The sequence below is a fragment of the Arthrobacter sp. CAN_C5 genome, from assembly GCF_017875735.1.
Lineage (GTDB): Bacteria > Actinomycetota > Actinomycetes > Actinomycetales > Micrococcaceae > Arthrobacter_D.
In genome coordinates, this window is record NZ_JAGGMZ010000001.1 from 2,025,375 (window position 1) to 2,052,231 (window position 26,857).

General features: G+C 58.1%; 20 protein-coding genes. 8 read left to right on the forward strand and 12 right to left on the reverse strand.

Annotated elements, in window-relative coordinates; genetic code table 11:
• Window positions 1-10: 10 nt before the first annotated feature.
• The 5 genes from uvrC to H4V95_RS09580 form a co-directional block, all read right to left on the reverse strand.
• Entirely contained in the window at window positions 11-2,038 is a 2,028-nt protein-coding gene (gene uvrC / locus H4V95_RS09560) for an excinuclease ABC subunit UvrC (protein WP_209730072.1), read from the reverse strand.
• Entirely contained in the window at window positions 2,038-2,706 is a 669-nt protein-coding gene (locus H4V95_RS09565; protein WP_209730074.1) for a 1-acyl-sn-glycerol-3-phosphate acyltransferase, read from the reverse strand. Before H4V95_RS09565 ends, uvrC begins: the two co-directional genes overlap by 1 nt.
• Window positions 2,693-3,385 (reverse strand): HAD hydrolase-like protein, encoded by a 693-nt coding sequence (locus tag H4V95_RS09570; RefSeq protein WP_245346069.1) that lies wholly within the window; start codon window positions 3,383-3,385, stop codon window positions 2,693-2,695. The genes H4V95_RS09565 and H4V95_RS09570 overlap by 14 nt, the downstream gene beginning before the upstream one ends.
• A 73-nt stretch (window positions 3,386-3,458) precedes the next feature.
• Window positions 3,459-6,314: an excinuclease ABC subunit UvrA gene (gene uvrA, locus H4V95_RS09575; RefSeq protein ID WP_209731326.1), complete on the reverse strand. Its 2,856-nt coding sequence runs from the start codon at window positions 6,312-6,314 to the stop codon at window positions 3,459-3,461.
• 130 nt (window positions 6,315-6,444) lie between these two features.
• The gene (locus H4V95_RS09580) at window positions 6,445-6,840 is read right to left on the reverse strand and encodes a GntR family transcriptional regulator (RefSeq protein WP_209730078.1); all 396 of its coding nucleotides are present in this window, start codon (window positions 6,838-6,840) and stop codon (window positions 6,445-6,447) included.
• A 222-nt stretch (window positions 6,841-7,062) separates the two neighbouring features.
• Here H4V95_RS09580 and H4V95_RS09585 point away from each other — a divergent pair, with 222 nt between their 5' ends.
• The 5 genes from H4V95_RS09585 (at window position 7,063) to H4V95_RS09605 (ending at window position 13,959) form a co-directional block, all read left to right on the forward strand.
• The gene (locus tag H4V95_RS09585) at window positions 7,063-8,547 is read left to right on the forward strand and encodes a recombinase family protein (protein ID WP_209730079.1); all 1,485 of its coding nucleotides are present in this window, start codon (window positions 7,063-7,065) and stop codon (window positions 8,545-8,547) included.
• Window positions 8,548-9,056: 509 nt separating this feature from the next.
• Window positions 9,057-10,655 carry a hypothetical protein gene (locus H4V95_RS09590; protein ID WP_209730081.1) on the forward strand — a complete coding sequence of 533 codons (1,599 nt, stop codon included), beginning with the start codon at window positions 9,057-9,059 and terminating at the stop codon, window positions 10,653-10,655.
• 1,263 nt (window positions 10,656-11,918) lie between these two features.
• Complete coding sequence (locus tag H4V95_RS09595) at window positions 11,919-12,092, forward strand: hypothetical protein (protein ID WP_209730083.1); 174 nt, start codon at window positions 11,919-11,921, stop codon at window positions 12,090-12,092.
• Window positions 12,093-12,175: 83 nt separating this feature from the next.
• Window positions 12,176-12,838, forward strand: a complete 663-nt coding sequence (locus H4V95_RS09600) for a recombinase family protein (protein WP_209730084.1) — start codon at window positions 12,176-12,178, stop codon at window positions 12,836-12,838.
• A 752-nt stretch (window positions 12,839-13,590) separates the two neighbouring features.
• Window positions 13,591-13,959, forward strand: coding sequence for a hypothetical protein (locus H4V95_RS09605; protein ID WP_209730087.1), 369 nt, complete (start codon window positions 13,591-13,593; stop codon window positions 13,957-13,959).
• 16 nt (window positions 13,960-13,975) lie between these two features.
• On the opposite strand, the gene H4V95_RS09610 is transcribed toward H4V95_RS09605, so the two are convergent.
• The 5 genes from H4V95_RS09610 to H4V95_RS09630 form a co-directional block, all read right to left on the reverse strand.
• Window positions 13,976-15,372, reverse strand: a protein-coding gene (locus H4V95_RS09610; RefSeq protein ID WP_395939811.1) for an IS3 family transposase whose coding sequence is annotated in 2 segments (ribosomal slippage) — window positions 13,976-15,021 and window positions 15,021-15,372 — 1,398 coding nt in all. Because the reading frame shifts where the segments join, the coding sequence is not laid out codon by codon here.
• Between the two features lie 518 nt (window positions 15,373-15,890).
• Window positions 15,891-16,553, reverse strand: coding sequence for a hypothetical protein (locus H4V95_RS09615; protein ID WP_209730089.1), 663 nt, complete (start codon window positions 16,551-16,553; stop codon window positions 15,891-15,893).
• A gap of 2 nt (window positions 16,554-16,555) precedes the next feature.
• Window positions 16,556-16,987 (reverse strand): hypothetical protein, encoded by a 432-nt coding sequence (locus H4V95_RS09620; protein ID WP_209730091.1) that lies wholly within the window; start codon window positions 16,985-16,987, stop codon window positions 16,556-16,558.
• A 310-nt stretch (window positions 16,988-17,297) separates the two neighbouring features.
• Window positions 17,298-18,299, reverse strand: a complete 1,002-nt coding sequence (locus H4V95_RS09625) for a hypothetical protein (protein WP_209730093.1) — start codon at window positions 18,297-18,299, stop codon at window positions 17,298-17,300.
• Entirely contained in the window at window positions 18,296-23,170 is a 4,875-nt protein-coding gene (locus H4V95_RS09630; protein WP_312883991.1) for a type ISP restriction/modification enzyme, read from the reverse strand. Before H4V95_RS09630 ends, H4V95_RS09625 begins: the two co-directional genes overlap by 4 nt.
• Window positions 23,171-23,274: 104 nt before the next feature.
• On the opposite strand from H4V95_RS09630, the gene H4V95_RS18640 reads away from it, so the two are divergent.
• Window positions 23,275-23,406, forward strand: coding sequence for a hypothetical protein (locus H4V95_RS18640; protein WP_281064526.1), 132 nt, complete (start codon window positions 23,275-23,277; stop codon window positions 23,404-23,406).
• 1,163 nt (window positions 23,407-24,569) lie between these two features.
• Here the strand turns inward: H4V95_RS18640 and H4V95_RS09635 are convergent.
• Entirely contained in the window at window positions 24,570-24,836 is a 267-nt protein-coding gene (locus H4V95_RS09635) for a hypothetical protein (RefSeq protein WP_209730095.1), read from the reverse strand.
• Between the two features lie 51 nt (window positions 24,837-24,887).
• On the opposite strand from H4V95_RS09635, the gene H4V95_RS09640 reads away from it, so the two are divergent.
• Window positions 24,888-25,322, forward strand: a complete 435-nt coding sequence (locus H4V95_RS09640; RefSeq protein ID WP_209730097.1) for a hypothetical protein — start codon at window positions 24,888-24,890, stop codon at window positions 25,320-25,322.
• 65 nt (window positions 25,323-25,387) lie between these two features.
• Complete coding sequence (locus H4V95_RS09645; RefSeq protein ID WP_209730099.1) at window positions 25,388-26,032, forward strand: MBL fold metallo-hydrolase; 645 nt, start codon at window positions 25,388-25,390, stop codon at window positions 26,030-26,032.
• A gap of 15 nt (window positions 26,033-26,047) precedes the next feature.
• Here the strand turns inward: H4V95_RS09645 and H4V95_RS09650 are convergent, their stop codons facing one another.
• The gene (locus tag H4V95_RS09650; RefSeq protein WP_209730101.1) at window positions 26,048-26,833 is read right to left on the reverse strand and encodes a trans-aconitate 2-methyltransferase; all 786 of its coding nucleotides are present in this window, start codon (window positions 26,831-26,833) and stop codon (window positions 26,048-26,050) included.
• Window positions 26,834-26,857: the final 24 nt, after the last annotated feature.

Below are 26,857 nucleotides of genomic sequence, written 5' to 3' on the forward strand. Positions count from 1 at the left end.
TCTACCCTAGCTAAGAATCGAGGATTTCGCCGGTGGCCATATTCACGGCCGGGGCCGGTGCGTTGCCGGAACCGTCGGCCGTCGCGGCGGCCAGGGCACTGCGCACCGTTTCGGCAAGGGACGGTCCCACCCCGGGCACCGCCTGGAGTTCCTCCACCGAGGCGCCGCGCACCTTCTTTACCGACCCGAAGTGCGCTAACAGGGCCTTCCGCTTGGCCGGGCCCAGGCCCGGGATCGCGTCGAGCGCCGACGCCGTCATCGATTTGCCGCGCTTCTGCCGGTGGAAGGCGATGGCGAACCGGTGCGCTTCATCGCGGATCCGCTGCAGCAGGAAAAGCCCCTCGGAGGCGCGGGGCAGGATGACCGGGAAGTCGCTGTCGGGGAGCCAGACCTCCTCCAGCCGCTTTGCGAGTCCGATCACGAAGACGTCGTCGATCCCCAGGTCCTTCAGCGCCCGCGCGGCGGCGTGTACCTGCGGCTGCCCGCCGTCGACCACCACCAGGTTGGGTGGGTAGGCGAACTTCTGGCGGGTGGACGCCGTGGTTGTGTCGGCCAGCGGGACCGGTGGAGCACCGCCGTCGACCATACCGCCGTCGGGCACGCTGCTGCCAGCAGGCTGGACAGCGGGTGCCGCCTTCTCCTGGAGGTAGTTGCGGAAGCGGCGCTGGATCACGTCGTACATCGAGGCGGTGTCGTCCCGGGCGGCGTCGCCGGTGATGGAGAACCGGCGGTAGTCGGCCTTGCGGGGCAGCCCGTCCTCGACGACCACCATCGACGCGACCACGTTGGTGCCCTGCACGTGGGAGATGTCGAAGCACTCGATGCGCATCAGGGGCTGGGGCAGGTCCAGTGCCTCCTGCAGTTCCTGGAGGGCGGCGGACCGGGTGGTGATGTCGCCAGCGCGGCGGCTCTTGTGGAGCCTGAGGGCGTCCGCGGCGTTCTGTTCCACCGTCCCGAGGAGGGTGGCCTTGTCGCCGCGCCGCGGGACCCGGAGGTCCACCCGGGCGCCCCGGAGTCCGGCGAGCCAGACGGACATCTCCTCCGCGTTGCTCGGCAGCTCGGGGACGAGCACCTCGCGGGGAATCTGGTTGTTACTGCTGCTGCCGTCGCCGTAGACCTGCTGCAGGAGGTGCTCCACCAGGTCGGCAGTGCTCATGTCCTCGACCTTTTCCACCATCCAGCCCCGCTGGCCACGGATTCTGCCACCGCGCACGTGGAAGACCTGGACCGCCGCCTCGAGTTCGTCTTCCTTGAGCGCGAAAATGTCGGCGTCGGTGTCCTCGGACAGCACCACCGTGTTGCGTTCGAACACCCGTTTCAGTGCAGCGATGTCGTCGCGGATCCTCGCCGCGGACTCGTAGTCCAGGTCGGCGACGGCGGCGGCCATCCGCTTCTCCAGGTCGACGATGAACCGGGTGGCCTGCCCGCCCATGAAGTCGCAGAACTGGGCTGCCAGTTCCTTGTGGTCCTCGGGACTGATGCGTCCCACGCAGGGAGCTGAGCATTTGTCGATGTACCCGAGCAGGCAGGGCCTGCCGGTACGCTCTGCCCGTTTGAAGACGCCGCTGCTGCAGGTACGGACGGGGAAAACGCGGAGCAGGGTGTCGACCGTCTCGCGGATTGCCTTGGCGGGGTAGAAGGGGCCGAAGTAGCGGGTGTCCTTCCGCCGGTCACCGCGCATGACCTGGACGCGGGGGTACTTCTCCCCCATCGTGACGGCCAGGTAAGGGTAGGACTTGTCGTCACGGAACATGACGTTGAAGCGGGGGTTGAACTCCTTGATCCAGGTGTACTCGAGCTGCAATGCTTCGAGCTCGCTGCCGACGACCGTCCATTCAACGCTCGCCGCGGTGAACACCATCGCCCGGGTGCGCGGCAACAGGCCCTGCGGGTTGGCGAAGTAGGAGTTCAGCCGGGAGCGCAGGTTCTTGGCCTTGCCCACGTAGACCACCCGTGAGTGTTCGTCGCGGAAGCGGTAGACGCCCGGATCGACCGGGATCTCTCCGGTCTGCGGGCGGTAGCTGCGGGGATCTGCCATCAGTCGAGGACCGGGCTCTGGTTGTAGCTGGCCGAGCGCTGCTGGCCGCTCAGTTGGGCGATTGAATCCATGATGGTGTCAGTGACTTGCCGGCGGGCCGGTAGGGAGTGCCCGGGTCCGGTTTTCTCGAAGTACAGGGGCACGCCGATCCTCATGGTGAAGTGTTGGGGTTTGATCCGTTTCTGGCCTGCCGGCTGCAGGTTCTCGGTACCCAGCAGACCGACGGGAAGCACCGGCGCACCGGTGGTCAGCGCGAGCCAGCCGACGCCGGTCCGCCCCCGGTACAGCAACCCGTCACGGGACCGGGTGCCCTCCGGGTAAATGCCGATCCCGTTGCCGCCTTCCAGCAGTTCATGAAGGGTCTTCAGCGCCTGCACACTGGCCGCCTGCTGTCCCCGCTCCACCGGGATGGAGCCGACTCCCTCGAAGAAGGAGCGCATTGCTTTGCCTTTCAGGCCGCGGCCGTTGAAGTACTCGGCCTTCGCGAAAAACGCGACCGGACGGGGCATCAGGGCCTGGATCAGGACGCTGTCCAGGAATGAAAGGTGGTTGGCGGCGACAATGAGCGGACCGTCCGCCGGGACATTGGCCAGACCTTCGACGGTGGGGCGGCAGAGCCCGGCGATCAGTCCCCGGGTGCCGCTGCGGGTGAGGTCATAGATGCCCATGACGCACCTCCCGCGGCACCCGTGCGAGGATCAGGTCCAGCAGGACCTCAGCCGTATCGGCCGTTTCGGTGGCGCCCGCGGCACGGAACTCCTCGGGTGAGCCGAAGCCCCAGCCCACGGGGATGCAGTCAAGCCCGTTGGCCGCCGCTCCGCTGATGTCGTGCGATCGGTCGCCCACCATGACGGCGCCGTCGTACCTGCCCTCGTGACGGGCGAGTGCCGCGGCGATAATCGGGGTCTTGCCGTCCGGGCCTGGAACCTGTTCCTCGTCGGGCGAACCATCGACCGAGTCGAACAATCCTTCCATCTGCTGGACGCGGAGCAGCTCACCCGCCAGCCCCTGCGGCTTCTGGGTCGCGACGGCGACCAGGTGTCCGGCGGCACGCAGCCGTTCCACGACCGCGATAATCCCGGGGTAAGGCTGGCTGCCTGCCATGCCCTTTAGTCGGTAACCCTCCCGGTAATGGGCGATGACCGGGTCCAAGAGATGCTCCGGAACCGCTGCGATCTCGCGCAGGGAGGTGACCAGCGGCGGCCCCACCATGGCGCGCAGCTGATCATCCGACGCCTCCGGAAGCCCGTGGGCCTTCAACGACGCGGTGATTCCGCCGGTGATGGCGCCTGCAGGGTCGACGAGGGTTCCGTCGAGGTCAAAGAGCACGAGCAGGCGGTAGTTCATCACCGGCCAAGTTTCCCACAGCCGGTCCCCAGTGGAAAACTGCATTCCCTTCACGGAATATATCGACCGCTACCTATCGTCCGAGGGTTTCGGCGAGGAAGGTCCCGGTGTAGCTCTTCGTCGACTTGGCCACCTGCTCGGGGGTGCCGGTTGCGATAATCTGGCCGCCACCTGATCCGCCGTCGGGCCCGAGGTCGATGACCCAGTCGGCACTCTTGATCACGTCGAGGTTGTGCTCGATCGTGATCACGGTGTTCCCCTTGTCGACGAGTCCCTGCAGGACGAGCAGGAGCTTGCGGATGTCTTCGAAGTGCAGGCCGGTGGTCGGCTCGTCGAGCACGTAGATGCTGCGTCCGTTGGATCGCTTCTGTAGCTCGCTGGCCAGTTTCACGCGCTGCGCCTCACCACCGGACAGGGTGGTTGCAGGCTGACCCAGCCGCACATAACCGAGGCCCACCTCGACGAGCGTGTTGAGGTGCCGGGCGATCGGGCTGAAGGCGGCGAAGAACTCGGCTCCCTCCTCGATGGGCATGTTCAGCACGTCGGCGATGGTCTTGCCCTTGTAATGCACTTCAAGGGTTTCACGGTTGTAGCGCTGTCCGTGGCAGACCTCGCACGGCACATAGACGTCGGGGAGGAAGTTCATTTCGATCTTCAGGGTGCCGTCGCCGGAGCAGGCTTCGCAGCGGCCGCCCTTCACGTTGAAGGAGAAACGGCCGGGAAGGTAGCCGCGCACCTTTGCCTCGGTGGTCTCGGCGAAGAGCTTCCTGATGTTGTCGAAGACCCCGGTGTAGGTGGCGGGGTTGGAGCGCGGCGTCCGGCCGATCGGACTCTGGTCGACGTGAACCACCTTGTCCAGGTGCTCCAGACCGTCGATCCGCTTGTGCCGGCCGGCAACCTGCTTCGCCCCGTTCAGCTTGTTGGCGAGGACCTTGTAGAGGATCTCGTTGACCAGGGTCGACTTTCCGGATCCGCTGACACCCGTCACTGCGGTCAGCACACCCAGGGGGAATGCGATGTCGAACGAGGTCAGGTTGTGCTCACGTGCTCCGATGACCTTGAGCTGGCGTGACTTGTCGATCTTCCGGCGCTTCTTGGGAATCTCGATCTTCCGACGCCCCGAAAGATAGTCGCCGGTGATCGAGCGCTCGTTGGTGAGCAGGTCTTCGAGCAGACCGGAGTGGACCACCTCGCCACCGTGCTCCCCCGCGCCCGGACCGATGTCGACAATCCAGTCGGCTTCCTGGATGGTGTCCTCATCATGCTCGACCACGATCAGGGTGTTACCCAGGTTGCGGAGCCGGGCGAGCGTTTCGATCAGGCGTCGATTGTCCCGCTGGTGCAGGCCAATGGACGGCTCGTCGAGTACGTAGAGCACTCCCACCAGGCCGGAGCCAATCTGGGTAGCCAGCCGGATCCGTTGGGCCTCGCCACCGGAGAGGGTGCCGGAGGAACGTTCCAGGTTCAGGTATTCCAGCCCGACGTCGAGCAGGAACTGCAGGCGCGCCTGGATCTCCTTGAGCACCTGGGCTGCGATGTGGGCTTCCCGCCCGGTCAGGACCAGGTTGTTCAGGAAGTCGCTGCAGTCCCGCATCGGCATCGCGGCGACTGAAGCGATGGATTTGCCGTTGATCAGCACCGACAGGGACGCGGGGTTCAGCCGGGCTCCCCCACACGTGGGGCACGGAATCTGCCGCATGTACTCTTCGTAACGGTCACGGGCGTGATCCGACTCGGTTTCCAGGTGCTTGCGGTGGATGTACTGCACCGCGCCTTCGAAACCGGTGCTGTACTTCCGCTCGCGTCCAAAGCGGTTCTTGTACTGCACAACCACCTTGTGGTCCTTGCCGTACAGGGCGGCCTCGCGGGCGCGGTCCGGCAGTTTCCGCCAGGGCACGTCCATCTTGAAGTTCAGTTCCTTGGACAGGCCCTCGAGGAGCCGGGTCCAGTATTCAAGGGTTGCGGTGCCCAGTGACCAGGGGGCGATGGCGCCTTCCGCGAGGGAGAGGTCGGGGTTGGGTACCACCAGTTCCTCGTCAACCTCTAGCTTGGTGCCAATACCGGTGCAGGCCGGGCAGGCACCGAAGGGGTTGTTGAAGGAGAAGGAGCGAGGCTCGATCTCGTCGATCGCCAGCGGGTGCTCGTTGGGGCAGGCGAGGTGCTCGGAGAAGGCCCTGATGCGCTTGGCATCCTTCTCGGGGAGGTCGACAAAGTCGGCGAGGACGCGACCGTCGGCGAGTTTGAGCGCGGTTTCCACCGAGTCGGTCAGGCGCTGGCGGATGCCGTCCTTGACCACCAGGCGGTCGATGATCACCTCGATGGTGTGCTTGTACTGCTTGCCGAGCTTCGGGGGGTCGGACAGCTGGATGACGTCGCCGTCCACGCGGGCCCGGGCGTAGCCCTTGGCGGTAAGTTCCTGGAACAGGTCGACGAACTCGCCCTTGCGTCCGCGGACCACGGGGGCGAGGACCTGGAAACGCGTGCCCTCTTCCAGTTCCAGCAACTGATCGACGATCTGCTGGGGGGTCTGCTTCGCCACCGGCTCACCGCAGGTGGGGCAGTGCGGGCGTCCCACACGGGCCCAGAGCAGCCGCATGTAGTCGTAGATCTCGGTGATGGTGCCAACAGTGGACCGGGGGTTCTTGTTGGTGGACTTCTGGTCGATTGAGACCGCCGGCGAGAGGCCCTCGATGAAGTCGACGTCGGGCTTGTCCACCTGGCCAAGGAACTGCCGGGCGTACGCGGACAGGGACTCCACGTAGCGTCGCTGTCCTTCGGCGAAGATGGTGTCGAACGCCAGGGAGGATTTACCGGACCCGGACAGCCCGGTAAACACGATCATGGCATCCCGAGGCAGGTCCAGATCGACGTTGCGGAGGTTGTGCTCACGCGCCCCCTTGACGATCAGGCGCGACAGGTCCTGGGACATTCTCGGGTCGGAAAACTCTGATTCGAGCGAAGTTGCAATAGACACCTGACTACTCTAATTGAAACTGCGTTCGAATACATGTTCGATCAGCGTGTTTTCAGCGTGTCGTCGGCGGGTTGGGGCGGGATGTTCACCGACGGCGCAGAGCCGCCCGTAAATAGGCGACTGCTTCGTCCTCGGTCAGGCCGTTGGCCTTGATCACATCCGCATAGTCGTCAGCGGCTTCTGCGGCGCGTTGGCGGGCTTCGTCTCCAGCTGCTGCCACGACGGTTCCGGCCCGGGAGCGGGTGACGACGATGTTCGCCTGCTCCAGTTCCCGATAGGCCCGGGCGACGGTGTTCACCGCGACGCCCAGGTGGCCGGCGAGGGTCCGCACCGGTGGCAGCCGGGTGCCAACGGGCAGGGTCCCACTGTTCGCGGCGTCCAGGATCTGGACGCGGAGCTGTTCATACGGGGGAACCGAGCTTGCCTGGTCGATGCGCAGCCAGCCGGTGACATCGGTGCTGTCTGTTGCGCCAGGATTCACTGTTGCCTTTCGGTCTGAGGACTATCTTGTGCTCTATCAGCCCGCATTACGGGCGCTGTGCAGATTCAGACATTGTTCCACGCGTCGATTCGACCCGATAGTCCCGCCCACTTCCCGGCGTGCCTAGACTTGGGCCATGCATAATCTTCAGGACCTCACCATCCGCTCCATCTCCGTCAGCGAGATGGACAACAACACCCTTTGAATGTAGCGTGAAAATTTATGACCGCTTCGCCGGCTCCGAAACGTGCAGCTATCTACATCCGTCAGTCTCAGACTTCAGACGGCACCATCTCCCCTGCCTTGCAGGAACAGCACGTTAGGGAGTTCATTGCACGGCAGGACGGCTGGACGGTCACTAAGGTCTACTCCGATATCGACATATCCGGACGCAAGACCACCAATCGACCGGAACTGCTCGCTCTGGTAGCTGACTACAACAAAAAGAAGTTCGACATAGCGGTAGCTGACGACTACAGCAGGTTCGCACGGAACATGGCAGATGGTGCGGATCTCATCGGTTCAATGTCGGTTGCTACCTATGCTGAAGGCATCCCAGATCCGGAGGACGACTTCGCGCCATTGCTGTATATGTTGCTCGCTCATAAATACGGCAAAGAAATGGGCAAGCGCTGGAGGGCTGCGCACGCATACCGGATAGCGGCAAAGCTACCGCCCAATGGAGTCAAGCAGTTTGGTTATGACCGGTTTGATAAGGACGGAAAGCCGGTACTGCCGACCGCCAAGGGCAGCGTGCAAGAATACCGGATCAACGAGGATGAAGCCGCGATCCTTCATGACCTATATAAGAGGTATACCCAAGGAGAAGGCTCGATTGCTCTTGTGCAAGACCTGACTAAGCGCGGCGTCAAGACAGTGCGCGGTGGAGACTTCTCAAGCTCACAGCTCCTAGACCTTTTGGATAAGCCGTTCGCCGCTGGCTACTTCATCTGGGACGGCAAGGAGTACGAGGGAAAACATGAGCCGATCCTGACCGCTACTGAATGGGAGCGATACCAAGCAAAGCGACTGGAGCGCAAGGTGCATCAAGCACCACGGAATCCGAAGTGGTGGCTGGCAGGCATTGCCAAGTGCGGCAGATGTGGCGCGAACCTCGTCAGTACAACCATCAAAGGTAAGCAGTCCGTGAACTGCTCTGTCTATAACAACAAAGGTAAGGCCGCATGCGCTGGAGTGTTCAGGAAGCGTGCCACGGTGAACTATCACACGATAATGTGGCTCTTCCGTCAGCGTGAGGCTCTGGCCGCTGTGATGCCCACGGATGATGAAGCACGCTTGGCCGCAGAGAGTGCAGTCGAGGAAGCACAGACGAGTTTGGACAAGTCCAGGAAGGCGTTAACGGATCTCCTGTTGACCATGGCTAAGCATGGTTTGACTGAGGAAATGGCCGCTGACGCTATCGCAGTCCGCAAGACTGAACTTGCTGACGCGTCAGAAGACCTCAGGCAGGCTCAGCTAGCCCTTGGGGGATTCATCCCGGCGACGACCATCAGTGAGCAACTTGATAAGGGCTTTGAGCTTATGGGGATGAAGCCTGAGGATGAAGAGCTTTCCGAGCAAGCGATTCCAGCATTCAGGGAAGCTGTCTCAAAACTCTTGAAAGAGGTACGCGTGCTTCCTCCTGTGGACGGCAACCGGAGCCCTAACCGGGATATGCGACCGGAGATAGTTTTCGTTCCGCAGTGAGTCCGTGGTAGGATCCAGGTTGCACTAAGCGCTCCGGTTTCGGGGCGCTTTCTGCGTTAAAGGCCGACTTAGATAGTCTATGACTCCCAAAAACGTTTATATATTGCACGGGGGTATTGTATATATTCGCGACCCGTTAAACTCAAAACAATGTAAAGAGGTCGAAATTCATGATACAATAGATGTATACAATCAACTTGTCAAGGAAAGACCAAGGCATGAAACGTGGAACACACACTAGGACCCCTCTAACGCTTGCGCGCTACAGGCTCTCACGTGCTGAGAGCAGGCTCATCAGGATGCAAGAAAAACTGAATCAAGCACTGAGAGAAAAGTACGAGATCGCTCAGGAAGTTGCCCAGTTGGAAATCTCAAGAGCATCTTGACCTGACGACCTCATTCGACCATCCAGCTTTGACACGATAATTCGCCGGCGGTGCAAAAGCAGCATTCCGGTAAATAGCGACAGGAGTACATGGACCCACCGAACACCTACAGAAAGATGAACAATGGAAACCGAAACACAAGCACTAGAGACCGCAGCAGGAACCCTTAACCTCAAGGAATGGCACCACGCCCTACTGGGGCAGAAGCCCGACCACAGTAAGTTCAACATCGAGCTAGCTTTGGGCACACTCCCCCGCACCGAAGTTAGAGCCGCTGAAGCAATCAAGGGAAAGTTCGCGAATACCGTTTCCTACGTTGCGGCATCAGGTACTTGGTACATCTGGGATGGGCGAATCCACCGTCCATGCGTCGATGACGGAATTGCTATCAAGGTAGCCAAGTACTACTACAAGGCGACCGTAGACGCGCTGGACTTCATCAAGGAACACTACGAGCGTCAAGCGAAGGTCATTGAATCTGCTCAAGGCCAGGATTGGGAGAAGAAAGCGAAAGCACAGCGTGATGAGTACAACAAAGGCGAAGCGCTCAAGCATAAGAAGTTCCGTGAACGTATCGCTACCGCTGATGGAAACTCCGCACTGGTTCGCCTTCTGAAGACAGAGCTTGATGTGAATCATGACTACTTCGGAGATGACCGCCGCTGGTTCGTCGTAGAGAACGGCGTGTTCGACATGGAAGGCGTCCGCCGGGATGAGCGCTTCGACCTGCTCCCCCATGACTCAGCCCGTCCGGTCTACAGAATGTGGAGCATCACTGATACTCCCGGCGCTCCCTGCCCAGCACTGAATAAGTTCCTCGATGAATCCATCGAGGACCGTGGACAGAGCCACTTCTTCTCCAAAGCAGTCGCACTGGCATGCATGGGCGCTCCGATATCCAGCAGAACCATTGTCAGCCTCCAAGGGAAGCGCAAGAGTGGCAAGTCAATGATCAACCGAGCGATTGACAGACTCACCAACAAAAACGGAATCTACGCTGAACCTCCGAGGGATGCCATTGTCAAAGGTGGCACTAACCCCAAGCACGCACGCCACGATATGCGCATTGCACGCTACATTGCCTTCACCGAGATCACGGACCCCTTGGACCGCGAGTTCGTTCTCAAATACACTGGCGGCGACGGTATGCCCGTAGAGCAGAAGTATGAAGTAGGCGGTACCGTCAAGCCACAGGGAATCATCTTCATGGCTTCCAATCACGGCATGGACATAGACAAGACAGACGAAGCCGTCTTCGAACGGATCGCCCCGATTACCTTCCCGCGCACATTCGAGAAGGTTTCAACGGATGGTACGCACATCCTTGACCCTGATCTGGAAGACAAGATCGTTTCCGAAGCGCCAGGATTTCTTGAGTGGATGAAGCGCTCATATCTGGAGTACCTGAAGAGTGGACTCGACAAAACCGAGACCATGGAAGCGGCCAAGCGATCCGAGCGCGACGACGAGGTATCTGTCACTCAGTACATCAAGGACCGAGTGGAGACCAAGTACCTCCGTATTGATCCGGCGGCCAAGGATGCACTGTCCGTTCCAATGGCCACCCTCTACTCGGACTATTACCAGTGGTGCATAGCCTACGGAGTGCCCGTCAATTCCCGTATGCAGCGCAAGCAGTTCAATCTAGAAGTGGCTCGCACGTATCCAAAGGTCACCTATCAGACCGTCCGATTCTCCGGTTTGGTACTCGCCAGCATCTAAGGACGGGTATTTACTCTAAAACTCTAACAAAACTCTAAAGTTGAAATCCTTATAAACAAAGGGATGCACTACCGTCTTTAGAGAAATAGAGTTTTAGAGTAGATATTGTAAAAGTATCTATAGAGGTATAGAAGTAGTAGATATAGGAGTAGGTAGGGGTATATGCCTCAGATATTCACTCTAGTAGAAAGTCTCGGGCCCCCCATCTAAAACTCTAAAACTCTAAAACCTGAGCAACACGACGAAACGACGCCCTTCTCAACACCCCCAATCGCCTGAAAGGCGGACAGCATGAACGATAACCCACATGGCCTCACCAATGAGATCGTAGACAACGACGATTGGAAACCGAAACCGGAATCGGAAGCCCATCCATGGCGCAGGCCACGCAAGTACCCATCACCGGAGTACGTCTACGAGCCAGAAATCACACTCGCTGATATCTTGACTGAGCTTCAGGCAATCAGGAAAGCGCTGACTGAGAGATGATCAGCTCATTAATACTTATCGCCGGATACTCAGTGGTTCGCTTACACTCGGTGCGCATAGAGTACCTGCGAGTTCTGAACCACTCAGGATAGTCACAGGAAAGCATCGATATAATCGACGCAGCACTAATTTCAGTAAGTCAAAAATTGGTGGTTGTTATGTTGACGGCAGGGAAAGACCTGCGTATTCCTCCGAACCCACGGATCATATCGAGGTGACAGCCGGAAAGACGGCACTCAAGACGCTCTGAGGGCACTCGCAGGGCGTTCCTGCTCTAAGAGGAACCCGCATGACCGGTACACAAAAAATCCCCGTAGAACGCCTTGTGCCGCCCTTCCATGTAGAGGCAGAGCTGCCTGAACCGTTCAGGGAAAATGAGCTGTTGCACTGCCACACGGACTCTTCGGACACGGCGGACTCGACAACGGCCGGCGCAACTATATGCAATGGCATAGCTTCAAGAGCGTTAGTTCCGGAGACGGTTCCTTACGTGGAGGTTCCAGGTGCTAGTTCCTAGGGGCCTACTTCCAAGGCTGGACTTGACGAGGGGGTATGTTGTGAACATTTCGCAGCTATTTCATCAAAGAGGCTAGGCCATAGGTCCTGAAAACTGCCCTAATAGTTTTTGTAAACTACCGCCGCATCCCTGTTCAGGAACCCACTGTCCAGGAAGGACGGGGCGGGCTAAATTTTTTTTTGCAAATCCCCTGGACCGAGCAAAAGCCGCTAAAACTTTTTGTAACTCATGGACTGGTCAGGGCGGAGAATAGACCTATGGATCAAAAGCAGATCGAGCGAGCAGCTGACACGTTGGGCGCAATTATCGTTCAGATCGAATCGGGCGACATTGAAGCGACCCCGTCGCAAAGAGCCTACGTTGCAGGTGCGGAACATGCATTGAGGCTGGTTCGGGCAAGCCATCTCGAAACCGGGCATTCGACTAAGTGAAGCCGTCGAGCGATGCTCCCCAATAACTGGTCGAAAGATATATTTATATACAAAAGGAACCTTTTGTGTATAAAGTGAGGGGTATGACACAGCCATCGAGCACACGCATCAGGCCCCTCGCCCTCGGATACGTCCGCGTCTCCACGGCGGAGCAAGTAGAGCAGGGTGCCTCACTCGATGCACAACGTGCAGCCCTCATCGCAGAGGCAGATAAGCGCGGCTGGGATGTCGAGATCGTCGCTGACGAAGGCGTGAGCGCAAAGACGCTGAACCGTCCCGGCCTGCAAGGGGCGCTTGCCCGTCTCGATGGCGGCGCCGCCGACTACCTACTGAGCATCCGCCTCGACCGCGTATCCCGCTCCGTCGCTGACTTTGCTGGCCTGCTCGACCGCAGCGTAAAGCGCTGTTGGGGACTCGTCCTGCTGTCCCCAAACATTGATACCACCGACCCGGCCGGGCGCTTCACGGGTAACGTCCTGGCCTCAGCAGCTCAGTACGAGCGGGAGCTGATTGGAGCCCGCACGCGGGAGGGCATGGCGCAGCGAAAGATCGAGGGCGTGAAGATGGGCCGGCCACGGATGCTTGGGGCGGCCACAGTTGGGAGAATTACCAATATGAGGTCCACCGGCATGAGTATGGGGAGAATTGCAGACGCTCTCAACGCCGATGGTGTTGCTACGGCGCACGGTGGGGCGCAATGGTACGCCTCGACCGTCAAGCGCGTTCTAGACTCCGTAGCGCGGTGAGAAGCGCGCGAGTGATCGTGTCCCGCAGAACGTCGTCGAGAAGTACCAAACCGCGCAACGCTAGGAAAGGGAAACACGGCTTCCTGCCCGCAGTGTCACCAAGAGCTTCCAGTCACCGACCCGGTTCTTCGTCCACCGGAACTCGGGTCGGACGCCTAGTTGGCCTGTGTGCTTGAGTTGCCGGCCTACGTAATCTTGAACCCGCAACCCGACCGCCTTACCGAACTGATGCCGATCCCACTGCCGAATGCCTCGGTAGTAGAGGTGCTTTGCTGTCATAGCGGTCTGGATTAGGTGGGGCTGAGGAGAATACCGAGGGCCTGAGCCAAGGTCGATTATCGGCGTCCTCACCAGGGTTTGTAGGCGTATCTTGGATACTCGAAAGGATGTTTGATTACGCTCCGTGCGTCCGGCTTTGCTTCCTCGACGGTAGCGGATAGCCGTTCGAGCACGAGGGCTGCCACAGCTCTTGGGGCGAAATGGTACGCGGGGCCCGTGAAGCGCGTGTTGAACTCCGCGGTGGGGTAGAAGCCCTTACAGTTGCCCTCTGGCGTGCACGAGAGGGGTGGAGTTGCCGCCGGGGCTGTACAGAACACATTCGGGTGGAAGGCATCTTTGCGCACAAATTAGTCAGGATCCCTCCGAGCCGGCTTTCCAAACACCTCAGATGGCGGGCTCAAAACCGGTTTGGAGTGGTCAACGGAGAAGTAGGCTTTCCAATAACTTTATCTGAGAATCCCGGAGGAGATCTGATGGCCTGGTTGAAACGCAACGTATTCGTGTTGGTTACTGTAGCAATCATGGTCAGCGCTATTGGTCTCGCAGTTAACCTTTTGCACCCTGTGCTATCGATTTCCCCTACCGACGAGAACGCTGTGCCAGCATTAGCTGCAGCCATAGCAGTGACCGGCGTACTGACCGCGGCAGCTGCTACCCTCACCGGGGCCTTGCTAAAACAGTCCATCGATCTCCGGACAACCGCATTAGCCGAGCAAGCGGCGGACAGGGCTACTGCCGATCAACAGCGGCTGTTGATGGAAACAGCCTTGCAGACCGTAAAGCTCCTAGGCTCCGATCAAGGCAGCGCACCTGTAGTGCGGGGACGGAATTTGTCAAGGTGAATGAGGCCAGTGGGAATTAGGCTGCTGCTTTTGTGTCGTTTTTCTCGGTTGGTTTGTTGATCCAGGCGGTGTTGGGGATGGCGAGGATTTTGGGGTCGTTGTTGGTGGTGAATCGTTCGGGTGTTTTTGCCCGTGCGGCGGCCAAGATTTTGGCTCGTTCGAGGGCTTTGCTGGCGGCCAGTCCGTAGTGGACATCCGCCGGTGTGTTGAGGCCGATTCCGGTGTGGCAATGGGTGTGGTTGTACCCGTCGACAAAGAAGTCCATGAACGCTCTCGCGTCGGGTAGGGAACTGAAGCGTTCGGGGAACGTGGGAGCGAACTTCAGCGACTTGAACCAGGCCTCACTGTACGGATTATCATTGCTGACCCGGGGACGGGAATGGGACCGGGTGACCTCCAGGTCCGAGAGCAGCGCCGCGACTGTTTTGGAGGTCATCGAGGTGCCACGGTCGGCGTGGACGATCTGCGGGATGCCGTGGATGCCGAAGATTTCCTTCATCATTTCCACGGCCAGTTCCCCGGACTCGTGGGCATGGACGTAGGCGCCGACGATGTAGCGGGAATAGATGTCGATCATGACGTAGCAGTCGTAGTATTTTCCCTTGATCGGGCCAGCGAGTTTGGTGATGTCCCAGGTGTAAACCTGTCCGGGTCCGGTCGCGACCAGCTCCGGCACGGCCCGCGCCGGGTGGCGTGCGATCCGGCGGCGTTCCTTGACCTGGCAGTTCTCCTCCAGGACGCGATAGAACGTGGAGATTGAGCACAAATAGACGCCTTCGTCCAGGAGCCGGGCATAGATCTGCACCGGCGGCAGGTCCACGAAATCCTTCGAATTCACGGTCGCCAGGATGTGGGCGCGCTCGGCCACTGAGAGCTTGTTTGCCGGCGCCGGGACCGGCGGAGGGTCTTCCACCGCGATGCGGGGTTTGCGGGTCGCTGTGGCCCTGGATACCCCTGCAATCACGGCCGCTTCCCGGGTAGAAATGTCCGCCAGGGTGAGGGCGGTGTAGGCGCTCATCAGGGTTTCTTGTACCAGGGCTGCTGCTCCGCGCTTTCGGAGATATCCTCCAAAAGCAGCCGTGCTTTTTCCATTATCGACAACGCAGCTGCAGTCCGTGCCAGCTTGCGTTCACTCACCTCCAGCTGCCGACGTAGACGCCCGATTTCTGCCTGTTCAGCAGTGGGCTTGCCGATCTTTTCCCCGGGCTTTTTGCCCTCGAGGACACCGGCGTCGCGGAGCTTACGCCACTCGGTGATCTGGGAGGAATACAGGCCCTCGCGGCGCAGGTAAGCCCCGCCGCCGGTGCCATCGTCACAGGCCTGCTGGTACGCATCCAAGTACGCCAATTTTTGTGCCGGAGTGAACGACCTACGAGGGGTCGGGCCTCCGGACCTGGGGCCAGGATTACTCATGGACCCATTCTCCCGCGGCGGGGAAATTGTGGAGATAGACATTAGTGGTGATCCTGGTTCTCGCCCTACGAACTAGACGAAGTTGCTACGAAGTACTGGCCTCACCCAACCCTGACACGTAGGGGGATCCGCTGCACTCATCGTACTCTCCAAACTCGGTGAATTGCGCTTAGCGCTGGACCTGGCGCACGAGCTATGGCCTAACGATGAGATATCAGCGAGTTCTGCGGTTCAACTCATTCAAGCCGGTCTCCTGAGCACCGAAACCGATACGCAATATGAAGCCGCAATGCTCCTGCGAAACAATACAAAACGCTTGGACGTATTTGAGAATCAATATGAATGGCCCCGTGTATTGGACCACTGGCCGATTGCATTCCCAGCGGATGTCCGCCTATTGATAGCCATTACTCTTCAGGAGTGGATTCGCGTACGCTCAGCAAGCGATCAGGATTGGCGCCTCGAACTGATTCGAGAGGGGCTCGCGGTCGACCAAGACAAACGGATAGAGGGAACACTTAGGTCAATCCAGTTAATGCACTGAGGTAAGACTCCGTTTGATGCAGGAGATTCAGAACAGCCTTCTTGGCGGCTTCCCCCCTCTTCTCCAAAAGCTCCAATTCCGCATCCTGTGCAGAAAGACCTCGAGACAGCCTCTGCTCTTCAGTAGCGTCATAGAATCTGGTTAGCTTGAGGTGCCGGTCGAGTAGCGCGACCGTCTTATGAGCTTCAGCAAGCGGGCTTTCATTCTTGAACAAACCACGGTTGATGTTTCCGTCGAGGGACTCGATGTATTTGCGCAAATCGTAGACAAAATTAAAAACTTTCTGAAAAACCTCCTCGTTATCTGTCGGAAAAACGTTTGACTCGAGATCGACCATGGCTAGACGAAGCCCTTCCAAGGCTTTAGCAGCTGCGTCTGCACTGACCACAGGTGTAGTTACGTCTGTACTGACCCCAGGTGTAGCTACGTCTGTACTGACCACAGGTGTAGCTACGTCTGCACTGACCACAGGTGTAGCTACGTCTGCACTGACCACAGGTGTAGCTACGTCTGCACTGACCACAGGTGTAGCTACGTCCGGACTGACCACAGGTGGCTGAGTATTTTGAAGATCCGTAGCAGACGAGATCTGCGCGTTTGCCCTTATAAGAACCGCAACATCCTCACGGGGGCTCATTGCTAACGCACTAGGTTGAATGAAAGGTGAACTTCGTGACCAAGTACGGATAAGCCTTCCTGAACCGCCTGATCGTCCAGCTTCTCAGAAATCAGAAGCTTGTCTTGCGCAAGTTCAATCAGTGATGAGATGCTCTGCAGGGCCGCAGCACAGGCGGGCGGTGTCTCCGGGCGTGAAGTACATGCTTTTATCAATTCGCGGCGTAGTTCTAAACCAATTGCAACACTGCCCGGGGTAGCCCCATCTGGATTGAAAAGGGCAACTTTTGATAAATACTCTCCGAGCTCGCGTGCTATCTGTCCGGCCGTCCAACTATTGTGCGCTAGCTTTCGTTCATGTACCACTCTGTGACTAAGCGCAGCGAAGTTGGTCGTCTTGGTTCTCGAAGTACTTCCACCTAAACTGGCCATCGCAGCCTCGACTGATTCGCCCATAGCAATATATATGTAACGTCTTTCATCTGGAAGGATAACAGTTTCCCTCGCCGGGTCAAGGGCACTCGAGAATATGAATATCATTTGGTGCGCTCACAACCACAAGATGGCGTGGTTCGAAACAAGAGCAAGGTTGAACTTCCAGCCGGTCTACCCCGGCCCACCAGCACCTTGCACCCTGCGCCGTCGCCTGTCGCCAGCCTCAGCTGAGCCTGAGTCCTCGGGCTCGTATCCAGAAGACAGCGCTTTCCCATTCAAGCCATAGCGACATTTCAGGAGCTCAAGGAACGGAGTTGTGAATTGTTTAAATTCAGATCCCATGTCCACCCACAGAGCCGTCCAGTCCTTGCTCACCGATGAGCCTCACAATGGCATTCCTAATATCGATCGGATCATCACCGATGTTCCACATCGTGTACGTAAAGCTGTCGGGATACCTCGCTATGGCTTGCTTAGCGCTTGCGCTTAGATCCTGATTACCGATCAACAGTGCCCTGGATACTTCCCCTGAAGAATGTGAGGAGAGCAGCCTTGGACCGACACTGCCCAACTCGCCAAGGATCTGTTCCACAACCCTACGGTCTATCAACCGAGACCGAAGTTTCGCCTCAATACCGATGAGTTGTCCGTCTTGCGTTTCAAGTATCCAGTCAAACCTTTGGCCATAGTTCGAGCGACTTTCGTGTATGTGCGCGCCTTCTGGAACAACTGACCGCAGAACGTGATCGACGGAGCGCTCGTAAACAGCGTATTCGGCGGCTGGACCGAGGAGTGGTGCGGGTATGGCCGCCAGTGAATCTTCCACCGCGTCCTTGACCACGGGATCCTTTGCCTCGCTGAACATTCCAAGTACTTCCCGCACTGTATCGGCCTGCAACTCGGAAAGAGATCCCTGTTCCGATAGGGATCGGAGGATTGATACAACGGCCAGAATCTCTCCAGATTGCTTCGTTCTGAACTCTTTGGCCTCAGAATAAGCCCACCTCAGCGTGGACCACCATTGATCTTCCGTATTTTTCCGCGCAGTTTCACTATTCGCGCGATCTGCGCTCCTGTTCGCGTCTTGGTTAAGCTGATTTGCTGCTCTTGTCTCAGAAACTTGCTGGTTAATTCCGTGCAGGGCTATCAATGCCGCGCCTACAGCGAACAGTCCAGCCATCGGCGGACCGGTTAGAAAGTCATGTGCGAAGTTACCAAGATGAAAGAACACGTGGTCGCCCACCTCCACGAGTCGAACCAACAAAGGGAGATGCTGGGACCACTGCCAGGCTAGCGCTGCTGCAAGAAAGCCGACCACCTGCTCTGCCGTCATTCAAGAATATCCATACTTGGAAGGGCGGCAACGATCCGGTTTGTTTTAATCGAAATCGTAACGATCCGCTTAATCAGGTCAATGATGTATCGCGGATTATCAACTTCACGGCAATAATCATTGGGATCGTTAGCGATCTGCGAATCCTTGTGCGTGGTCACCTGGTATCGGTCAAGAATCCACTCAAGCGCGGACTTGCCATTGACCTGGTACTCGAAGGCCTCGTCCGGGATTCCGGCAAGTGTAATGCGCGAGTTGTAGATAATCCGGGACCGGTCCTTCCGAGCACCGAAGGACATCTTCGTTACACGGTAATATTCGTATCGAGCCTCTTGTCCGTCGATGTCCCCTGAAGGCGCGAGCGATGAAGACATCTCTTCAAGAGGGTGGGGGTCCACCGTTTCGTAGTTGAGATGCAGATCGGCGAGACTGCGGCCAGCAAAGCTGAATCCCCAGAAGTCCTTCAACTTGGGGATACGTGGCAACATCTTCATTAGATCCGCCTTGTACGTCTCCCTGTATGCCTGGCTGTGCAGGAGGCCGTATACGTAATAGAAGACGTCTTCCTTACCTATCTTCGAATCCTTATAAAAGCTCTGGTAGGTAGCAAGTGTTGCCGCTGTCACATTATCGCGACGAACGTACCCGTCCATGACAACGCTGTCTTTCGCTTTCAACGGCAGCTCGCCTTCAGGAAGCGGCTCGTACGTGTAGAGGCTGAAGAACTGCGTGGCGCTTAGTAGATTGAGGTCGGGCAGCACATCGACCATTAGAACCGACCAATCCTTGCGGTAGTCAGTAGTCATGCCGATCGCTCGGTTATGGTGGGCACGTGTTGGAAACAGCTTCGGCAAGGAGTACACATACTCATTTAGGATGCGATCGAAGTAAACATTTTGTTTGCAATACGGGCGATACACCGCTGGGCGAATTCTATCATGTGAGTAACGAATCTCCCGGCTGACTTCTGCGCTCTTTTTGAGTGCACGTGTCCAGCTGATTGACTTTGGATCATAATCCATCGCGACGGTCAACCGGTTGTCTGACCGCTGGCGGTCGTATTCGTCAATCATCCCCGAGATGTTCGAAGTCAGCTTTTGCATCGAAAAGTTATATGCCCAACTGTCACGAGCTGTAGTCAATCCTAGGCAATACGTCTCAAATAAGGGCTTCTTGGTGGTGACTCGCTTCGATGTTCTTACTCCGACCGGCTGAAAAGCGTCGTACCGTTCGTCTCGTTGATTAACCCAGTCACCGTGCTCGTTTGGGACAATACGATCCCAATTTGTCCCTTCAATGGACTGCTCGGTGTCCAATATGTCGAGCTTCTGTTCTCTTGTTAGGTAATCGCCGATATCTCGATAGTGAATTTCCGTGGGGTCTGTGCTTGCGGAGTTTTTAATTAGCACGCAAACGGCAACCTGTGTGCGTGACCCGCTGCCGAATACCTTACCGCCTTCCTTTCGGGAGAGGTCGCCCGAAGTCCGTTGGTTTCCACGAAGGTTGTAGATGAACATCCGACTAAACTCGTTCGCAAATGTCTTCCGTATCCCGTCCGCAGTGTTGGCGTCGATGAAACTGCCATTCGAAACGAAAGCTATGACGCCGTCGCGATTAATTCGATTTGAAGCCCAGCGGATGCTGCGAATGTACGAATCGTATAGATTGGCACTGTTGGTCGCGGTGCTGCTTCGGACGTAAGTAGCGGAAATTGAGGCATCCAAAACGGGGTACGCCTGATTTTGGTTGTCGTCGTTCGCGTTGCTCTGTCCTGCTGAATACGGCGGATTCATCACAATAACCCGGATATCCTGCGTCTTCTGCCGCTGCACGCGCTCTGAGTTCTCCGGGAATACCACTGACTCGAACGCACCGTCCGATTCATTCAACTGGAAAGTGTCTGTCAGGGTAATACCCTCGAAGGGAACATATCCGTGGTCTAGCCCTTGCCGCGTCGATTCCTCGGCGAACACAGCCTCGATGTTGATTGCCGCGATGTAGTAACTAAGCAGAACAATCTCGTTGGCGAAGAGTTCCTGCGTGTACTTTCGGTGCAAATCCTCCGGCTTGATTAGCCCGGTCTGCAACAGCCGAGTCAGGAACGTTCCTGTGCCCACGAAGGGTTCCAGGATGGATACGCCTTCATCGGATAGAGACTTGCCGAACTCAAGCCGCAGCGCTGCGTCTGCCGACCGGAGAATGTAGTCGACTACGGGGACAGGGGTGAATACTATGCCAAGCCGGTCCGCGACGCGGGGAAAGGCATTACGGAAGAAGTTGTCATACAGCTCCAGAATGATTTTCTGCTTGGCGGCTGCGTTGTCGATCGACTGTACTCGGGCTCGGACGGAATCGTAGAACTTCTCCAAGCCAGCGCGTTCCCTCTCGAAAGCCGAGTTCTCATCGAGTTGGTTCAGGATGTTCTGCATCGCCACGGACACGGGGTTGTGCTCGGTAAAGTTGGAGTCCTTGAACATGGCGTCAAAGACGGGCTTGGTGACCAAGTGCTGAGCGAGCATCTCGACTGCCTGCGCTTGGTCGATGTCCGGGTTCAGGTTCGCTTGCAGGCCTTGAATGAAGTCATCAAAGGCTTCTCGATGTTCTGAGTTCGCTTCGTTCAGGAGGTTGTTGATGAGGGCGATATGCTTGCCGGCGATGTCCGCGATATCCTTGGACCAGTCTTCCCAGTACATACGATTGCCGCACTTGTCCACGATCTTCGCGTAGACGGCGTCCTTCCACTCATTCACCGGGAACAACAGCTCGGGCTGCTCATAGACGGACTGGCTCTCGCCACTTTCGCGCTCGCCGCCTGCGTCACCGGAGGAATATCCACTTTGGGAGTTCGCGCCAACGTTGGTTTTGGCCTTCTTCTTCGGTGCCAGGTCGACAGTCTCGACGAGAATAGATTCGGGTGCTTTGGCGTTGAGCTCGATCTGGTTGATTGCGGCGTCCATCCGCTCATCGTGGGCGCGCAGAGCTTGCAGGACCTGCCAGACCACCTTGTACCGGTCGTTATCCCGAAGCGCCTCGGATGTGGACATACCGTCGGGGATGGCGATCGGCAGGACGATGTACCCGAACTGCTTGCCCTCGGCGATGCGCATCACGCGACCGACGGCCTGGATGACGTCAACCATTGAGTTTCGAGGGTTGAGGAACAGGACAGCGTCCAGGGAAGGGACGTCGATGCCTTCGGTGAGGCAGCGGGCGTTGGTGAGGATCCGACACTTCGGGTGATCGGTATCGAGCTCCTCCTTGAGCCAGTCCAGGCGCTCGGCGCGGGTAATGGCGTTGAAGCCACCGTCTACGTGTTTCACTTCGACGCTCAGGTCGTCTGTGACATCGTCGTTGTCGAGATTGGTCAGATGCACACGAACTAAGTCCCCAAACTCAGACTCGACGAGCTTGGAGGACTTAATGTCCCGATTGAAGGCGACCGCTCGGCGCATGGGAGCAGTGTCGTTGCCGAAGGACGCTTCATGCAGGCCGGAGCGGCGTTTGGCAAGCCCGTTCCAGCAGCCGATGAGTTTCGCGACGTCGTCGATCTGCAATTCCATGTTGGAGTCCGCGAGCTGGTCTTGAAAGCTCGACACGACCTGGCTTTGCTCTACCCCCAAGACTAGGACTTTGTAGTCGGTCAGAAGCTTCTTAGTGACTGCTTCGCCGAAGCCGATGCGGTAAAACACCGGCCCGTACATGCTCTCGTCGTCCATGGAGCACAGGATTGCGTCGCGCTCAAGTGCTTTGTTCTTTGTGTCGTCGTTGAACAGGCGGGGTGTGGCTGTCATGTACAAGCGCTTCACGCCGGAAACGATGTCATTGCGGTGCACCTTCACAAAGTGGGATTCCGCAGTGCCGGCCAAGGTGGCACCGGTTGTCCGGTGAGCCTCGTCGCAGATGATCAGATCAAAGTCTGGAAGCCCGGCCTTCTGCGCCTGGGATACCGCTTCGATGGACTGGTAGGTGGAGAACACCACCGTCATGCCCTCATCAAGCTCGCGAGAGCCCATCGCGTCAAGCAGCGTGGTCCCATCCGTGGTGGCTGGGATCTGCAGGTCGTGGAGAGCGACGTCGGTAAAGTCTGAGTTTTTCTGCCGCCCGACCTTCGTATCAGAGCACACTGCATAGGCGTGCAGGACCTGCGTCGTCTCATCCGACCATTCCTTAAGCGTCTGAGACATCAACGCAAGTGAGGGGACAAGGAACAGGATCCGGGCGTGGCCCTCCTGCTCAGCAAAACGCTCTGCGACCTTCAGCGCGGTGAAGGTCTTGCCGGTACCGCAGGCCATAATGAGCTTGCCGCGATGGTTAGTCTCAAAACCCTTCATCGCAGCGTTCACCGCCTCGTGCTGGTGCGTCCGCAATTGCTTCTTCTCGTGTAGACGCGGTGCCGTTGCCGGGTCGGTCAGCTCGTAGGTTGCCCAGTCGATGTTGGAGTTCCGGAAATCGGTCAGACCAATGCGCTGTACCGGAACATGCTGGTTCTCCAGCATCTCTTCCGCGTTGGGCGACCATTCCCTACCCGTCGTATCTACGATGAGGCGGTGCGTGAAGGGTGGCTTGCCGGAAACGGAAATGAACGAATCGATGTCCGACTTCTGGATACGGTGGCCCTCGGCGTAAAACTTGCACTGGATGGCGGTGAAACCACCATCTTGGCGCTCCGCCACCAGGTCGATTCCGTTGTCCTTCTTCCCGGCCCGATCCGGCCAGTCTCGCCACAACCACACGTTGCGGTACTGCGGTGCCTGAACCCCGTCATTATCCAGATACTGCCCTACCAGCTGTTCGAAGTAGTTGCCTTTCATCCGCTCTGAATCCGCTAGATCGCGGTATGAATCAAGCAGAGAATCGAACGTGGTAGCCACGGTGCCCCCAGAGAATAGACATCAGATCATGCTGGATGAGACTCCGATCCAGCTATTCGATCATATGTCCCAGACCGCCTTCAGCGTGGTAACCAGAAAGACGCGTGACTTACACCAATCCGGAGATCTCCGAAGCTGCGGGAAGCGGCGAGATCACCACCAGCGAAACCCGCAAGAGCGGTTCTGGCACTTCCATCTGGCAGATTTCCGCTCAAGTAGTCCAGTCCGGAGGCTGATCTGTTCCAGCATCTCCACGCAGCAGCCTGCGAAGACCGTGTTGGGCATCGTTTCTTGGACGTCAGGGAAGTATTCGCCGTACGCGATTTTCCAGGCCTCAGTCCCACACCGTAGACATGGGGGTAGCCTCGGCTCACGTGAGCTACCAACGAGATTAATCATGAGGAAACGGTACTGCCTCGGGTCGATACCAGTACTGCCTCGGAATAGCTAAATATTCTTGTAAGCCGAACTTGGCGCTTGTGCCATCTGCGAAGCTGTTCCGCAGGGGACCGAAGCTTCGGAAGACCGCGAGACTTCTGAATAGACCAGCGTCTCTCAGTTCTCCCGGCTGCGGGGCGCTTTTGTATCAAAATCCAGATTTAAAAGAATAGTCCCGTTAACCCTGCCGTCACCGACGACACGCCGGCTGTTAGCGAAACGAAAGTATTTTGCCTGTGCGCAAGTACTCCACAGAGGTGTGGATTATGGCCGGAGATCAGCGGATTTCCGCGGATCTATCCCTGTCCGATTGTGCATTACCTGTGGACGAACCGGCCGATGAATGACAAACATGTAATACATCTTCCCCGGTCCGTATCCATGGGTTTGCTCGCGAGGTAGAATTTACATATCGAGGCAAAAACGGCTCGATACACCAGAAGCGCCACCGGTGAGACGGCGGCGCTTCTGATTGAAAACACCATAGGGAAGACCAAGAAAGATCGCAGTCTATGAGTGGTTCCTTCTTCTTTCACGAAGTTCCACTAGCTTATGAGTGCTGGGTTCGGTAGTCAATTATGACCGCCGCGTGGCTACGATCTGGATTTTCCCCCGATTCAAGAAGGGGGGTGCGTTATGCCTTCACGGGTTGTACGCATTCGTATCAAGCGGACCATCAGGATCCGCCCTGTACTGCGCTGATTTAGCGCACAGTCGTCAGGGTCCCGCCAGCGGTGCACTCGCCACTCGCGTGGCCACTCTACTGAATTTGCTAGGAGCTTTGAAATGGCCAACACCAAACAAACCAGTTCAAAAGTCGCCAGAATCGCAAGCAAGATCTTGCGCGATGGACGCACCAGCAAGGCCTCGAAGTCTGCAGCAGCAAGCGCGTTAGCGCAGGCTCGCAAACGCACACGTTAGAAATGATGGCCCCTACCCTCGAAAGAGGGTGGGGGCCTTGTCATTCGTCTTTAGAATTATCCAGCTCTACTGCACCGAAGGCACGCAAGGTCACTACGGAATCCGCCAACTTTGATTGGACAAGATCCGTGATCGGGTCAATGAAAATCAGGCCCAGCGCGGCTTCTGCATCATTCGAAAGTGAAAGCTGAGCATCAGGTCCCGCATCCCCGTCATTGTCGAAGACCGGGCGAGATAGAGCCGCCTGTCTTAACGACAGCTCGGGTACCTCGATATCCACTGTGATCCGCATGCGATATTTGCTCATTGGGTTAGCTTACTAAACCGTCGCTCAAACACAGCTTGATAGCGTCTAAATATGGAACCCTGGCAGATCGCGGTAATTACAACAGCTACAGGCGGCGCTTTTGCCCTCTTGGGTGGCTGGCTAGGTACCCGCTGGGGCAAGAAGACGGAGCATGAGCAGTGGCTACGTAACGAAAAACGACAGCAGTACTGGCACCTGTATCAAGAACTAGCACACTTAAGCGAAAGCCTTCCGCGAAGGTCTAGGGGTGTACCGATCGAAAGTCTGCTTGAAGTGAAGGCAACCACGGAACGGCTAAAGAAAAATCAATCAACTCTCTTCCTGCCTACCCAGATCACAGCAGAGGTAGGCGAAGTATTACGGAGGACGAATGCCTACATAGATGACTGGACCGCTCAGAAGCCCAACGAAGCCAATATCATGCCCGTTGATGAGCGCATCCAAAACATACTGAACCTCATGAGGAAAGACCTGAGGATTGACTGAAGCGCTTAACCTCAGCGCCCTACGTAATCTTCTACGCAGGGCGCTCTTGTGTGTAGGCTGACCGCATGCTGATAGCCGATCTTTCTGTGGTAACCATTCGCTACATTTCAACGGGTGAGATGGATAACAACGTGTACCTGCTGACCTCGAAGGCGACCGGCGTCCAGGTGCTGATCGACGCTGCTGACGACGCCGCCGCCATCGGCCAGCTGCTGCAGGATGGCGCCGCCGACAGCACCGCCGAGACCAAGCTGGCGCTGATCATCACCACCCACTCGCACTGGGATCATGTGCGGGCGCTGGCCGACGTCGTCGGGAAGACGAAGGCGCGGACCGCCGCCGGAAGGGAGGACACTTCGGATATCGCTGTACCCACCGACGTTTCCCTCGATCACGGGGACATCGGCAACTTCGATGGTTTCGACCTCGAGGCGATCAAGCTGCGCGGGCACACGCCGGGCAGCGTGGCGTTGCTGTATCGCGATCCGCACGGTCCGGCGCACCTGTTCACCGGGGACTCGCTGTTTCCCGGTGGCGTGGGAAACACCCAGGGTGACGCGGGCCGGTTCGAGTCGCTGCTGAACGACGTGTCGGAGCGGGTCTTCGACTACCTGCCGGACGACACCATCGTGCACCCGGGCCATGGCAAGGGCACCACGCTAGGGGCCGAACGGCCCCATCTCGACGAATGGCGGGCTCGCGGCTGGTAGCCGCGGCCGACCAGCCTAGTTTTCGTCGTTCTTGACGCCGACGGCGAAGATCCGCCGGAACCCGAAGACCGTGCCCCATGGTTCCTTGGGGTAGGCGCCGCGCAGCAGATCGGTGTACTGGTCGACAAAGGCCGCGGCGTCGTCGATGGAGAGCGCGTCCAGCACTGGGCGCAATCCGGTGCCCTTGAGCCATCGCAGGACCGGATCTGGTCCGGCGAGCACATGCTGGTAGGTGGTCTCCCAGACGTCGGCGGTCATCCCTGCGTCGCTGAGCATCCGCAGGTACTCATCCGGTTCCGACACGACGTCGGTATGCCTCAGCACTCCCCCGAGCTTGTTCCGCCAGGCGTTCGATCCGACCAGCTCCCGCATCAGGGTGTGCGCCGGGGACCCGAAGTTGCCGGGAACCTGCAGGGTCAGCCACCCGCCGGGGCGAAGGGCACGCGCCCACTTCTGCACCAGCCCGGCCTGGCCGGGCACCCACTGCAGGACGGCGTTGGTCACGACGACGTCGACGTCGCCTGCTGGTGAGAAGTCCCGGACATCTCCGGTCTCGAACCGCAGGTTAGCCGGCAGACCGGACTGTTCCTTGGCGCGCTGTACCATGTCGACCGATGAGTCGATGCCCAACACCGCGGCGTGGGGCCAGCGGTCGGCCAGCAGGCGGGTCAGATCCCCCGGCCCGCACCCCAGGTCGATGACGACCTGCGGATCGGCGGCGTTGATCCGACCGACCAGGTCGACGAACGGCCGGCCACGGTGGTCGGAGAACAGTGAGTACTGTGTGGGATCCCAGCGCATGCTTCCAGCGTATCGGGCAGCCCG

Coding starts and splice junctions, on each gene's coding strand:
- uvrC (WP_209730072.1), bottom strand. CDS start 2,038: ATGGCAGATCCCCGCAGCTACCGCCCGCAGACCGGAGAGATCCCGGTC.
- H4V95_RS09565 (WP_209730074.1), bottom strand. CDS start 2,706: ATGGGCATCTATGACCTCACCCGCAGCGGCACCCGGGGACTGATCGCC.
- H4V95_RS09570 (WP_245346069.1), bottom strand. CDS start 3,385: ATGAACTACCGCCTGCTCGTGCTCTTTGACCTCGACGGAACCCTCGTC.
- uvrA (WP_209731326.1), bottom strand. CDS start 6,314: ATGTCCCAGGACCTGTCGCGCCTGATCGTCAAGGGGGCGCGTGAGCAC.
- H4V95_RS09585 (WP_209730079.1), top strand. CDS start 7,063: ATGACCGCTTCGCCGGCTCCGAAACGTGCAGCTATCTACATCCGTCAG.
- H4V95_RS09590 (WP_209730081.1), top strand. CDS start 9,057: ATGGAAACCGAAACACAAGCACTAGAGACCGCAGCAGGAACCCTTAAC.
- H4V95_RS09595 (WP_209730083.1), top strand. CDS start 11,919: ATGGATCAAAAGCAGATCGAGCGAGCAGCTGACACGTTGGGCGCAATT.
- H4V95_RS09600 (WP_209730084.1), top strand. CDS start 12,176: ATGACACAGCCATCGAGCACACGCATCAGGCCCCTCGCCCTCGGATAC.
- H4V95_RS09605 (WP_209730087.1), top strand. CDS start 13,591: ATGGCCTGGTTGAAACGCAACGTATTCGTGTTGGTTACTGTAGCAATC.
- H4V95_RS09615 (WP_209730089.1), bottom strand. CDS start 16,553: ATGAGCCCCCGTGAGGATGTTGCGGTTCTTATAAGGGCAAACGCGCAG.
- H4V95_RS09620 (WP_209730091.1), bottom strand. CDS start 16,987: ATGGGCGAATCAGTCGAGGCTGCGATGGCCAGTTTAGGTGGAAGTACT.
- H4V95_RS09625 (WP_209730093.1), bottom strand. CDS start 18,299: ATGACGGCAGAGCAGGTGGTCGGCTTTCTTGCAGCAGCGCTAGCCTGG.
- H4V95_RS09635 (WP_209730095.1), bottom strand. CDS start 24,836: ATGAGCAAATATCGCATGCGGATCACAGTGGATATCGAGGTACCCGAG.
- H4V95_RS09640 (WP_209730097.1), top strand. CDS start 24,888: ATGGAACCCTGGCAGATCGCGGTAATTACAACAGCTACAGGCGGCGCT.
- H4V95_RS09645 (WP_209730099.1), top strand. CDS start 25,388: ATGCTGATAGCCGATCTTTCTGTGGTAACCATTCGCTACATTTCAACG.
- H4V95_RS09650 (WP_209730101.1), bottom strand. CDS start 26,833: ATGCGCTGGGATCCCACACAGTACTCACTGTTCTCCGACCACCGTGGC.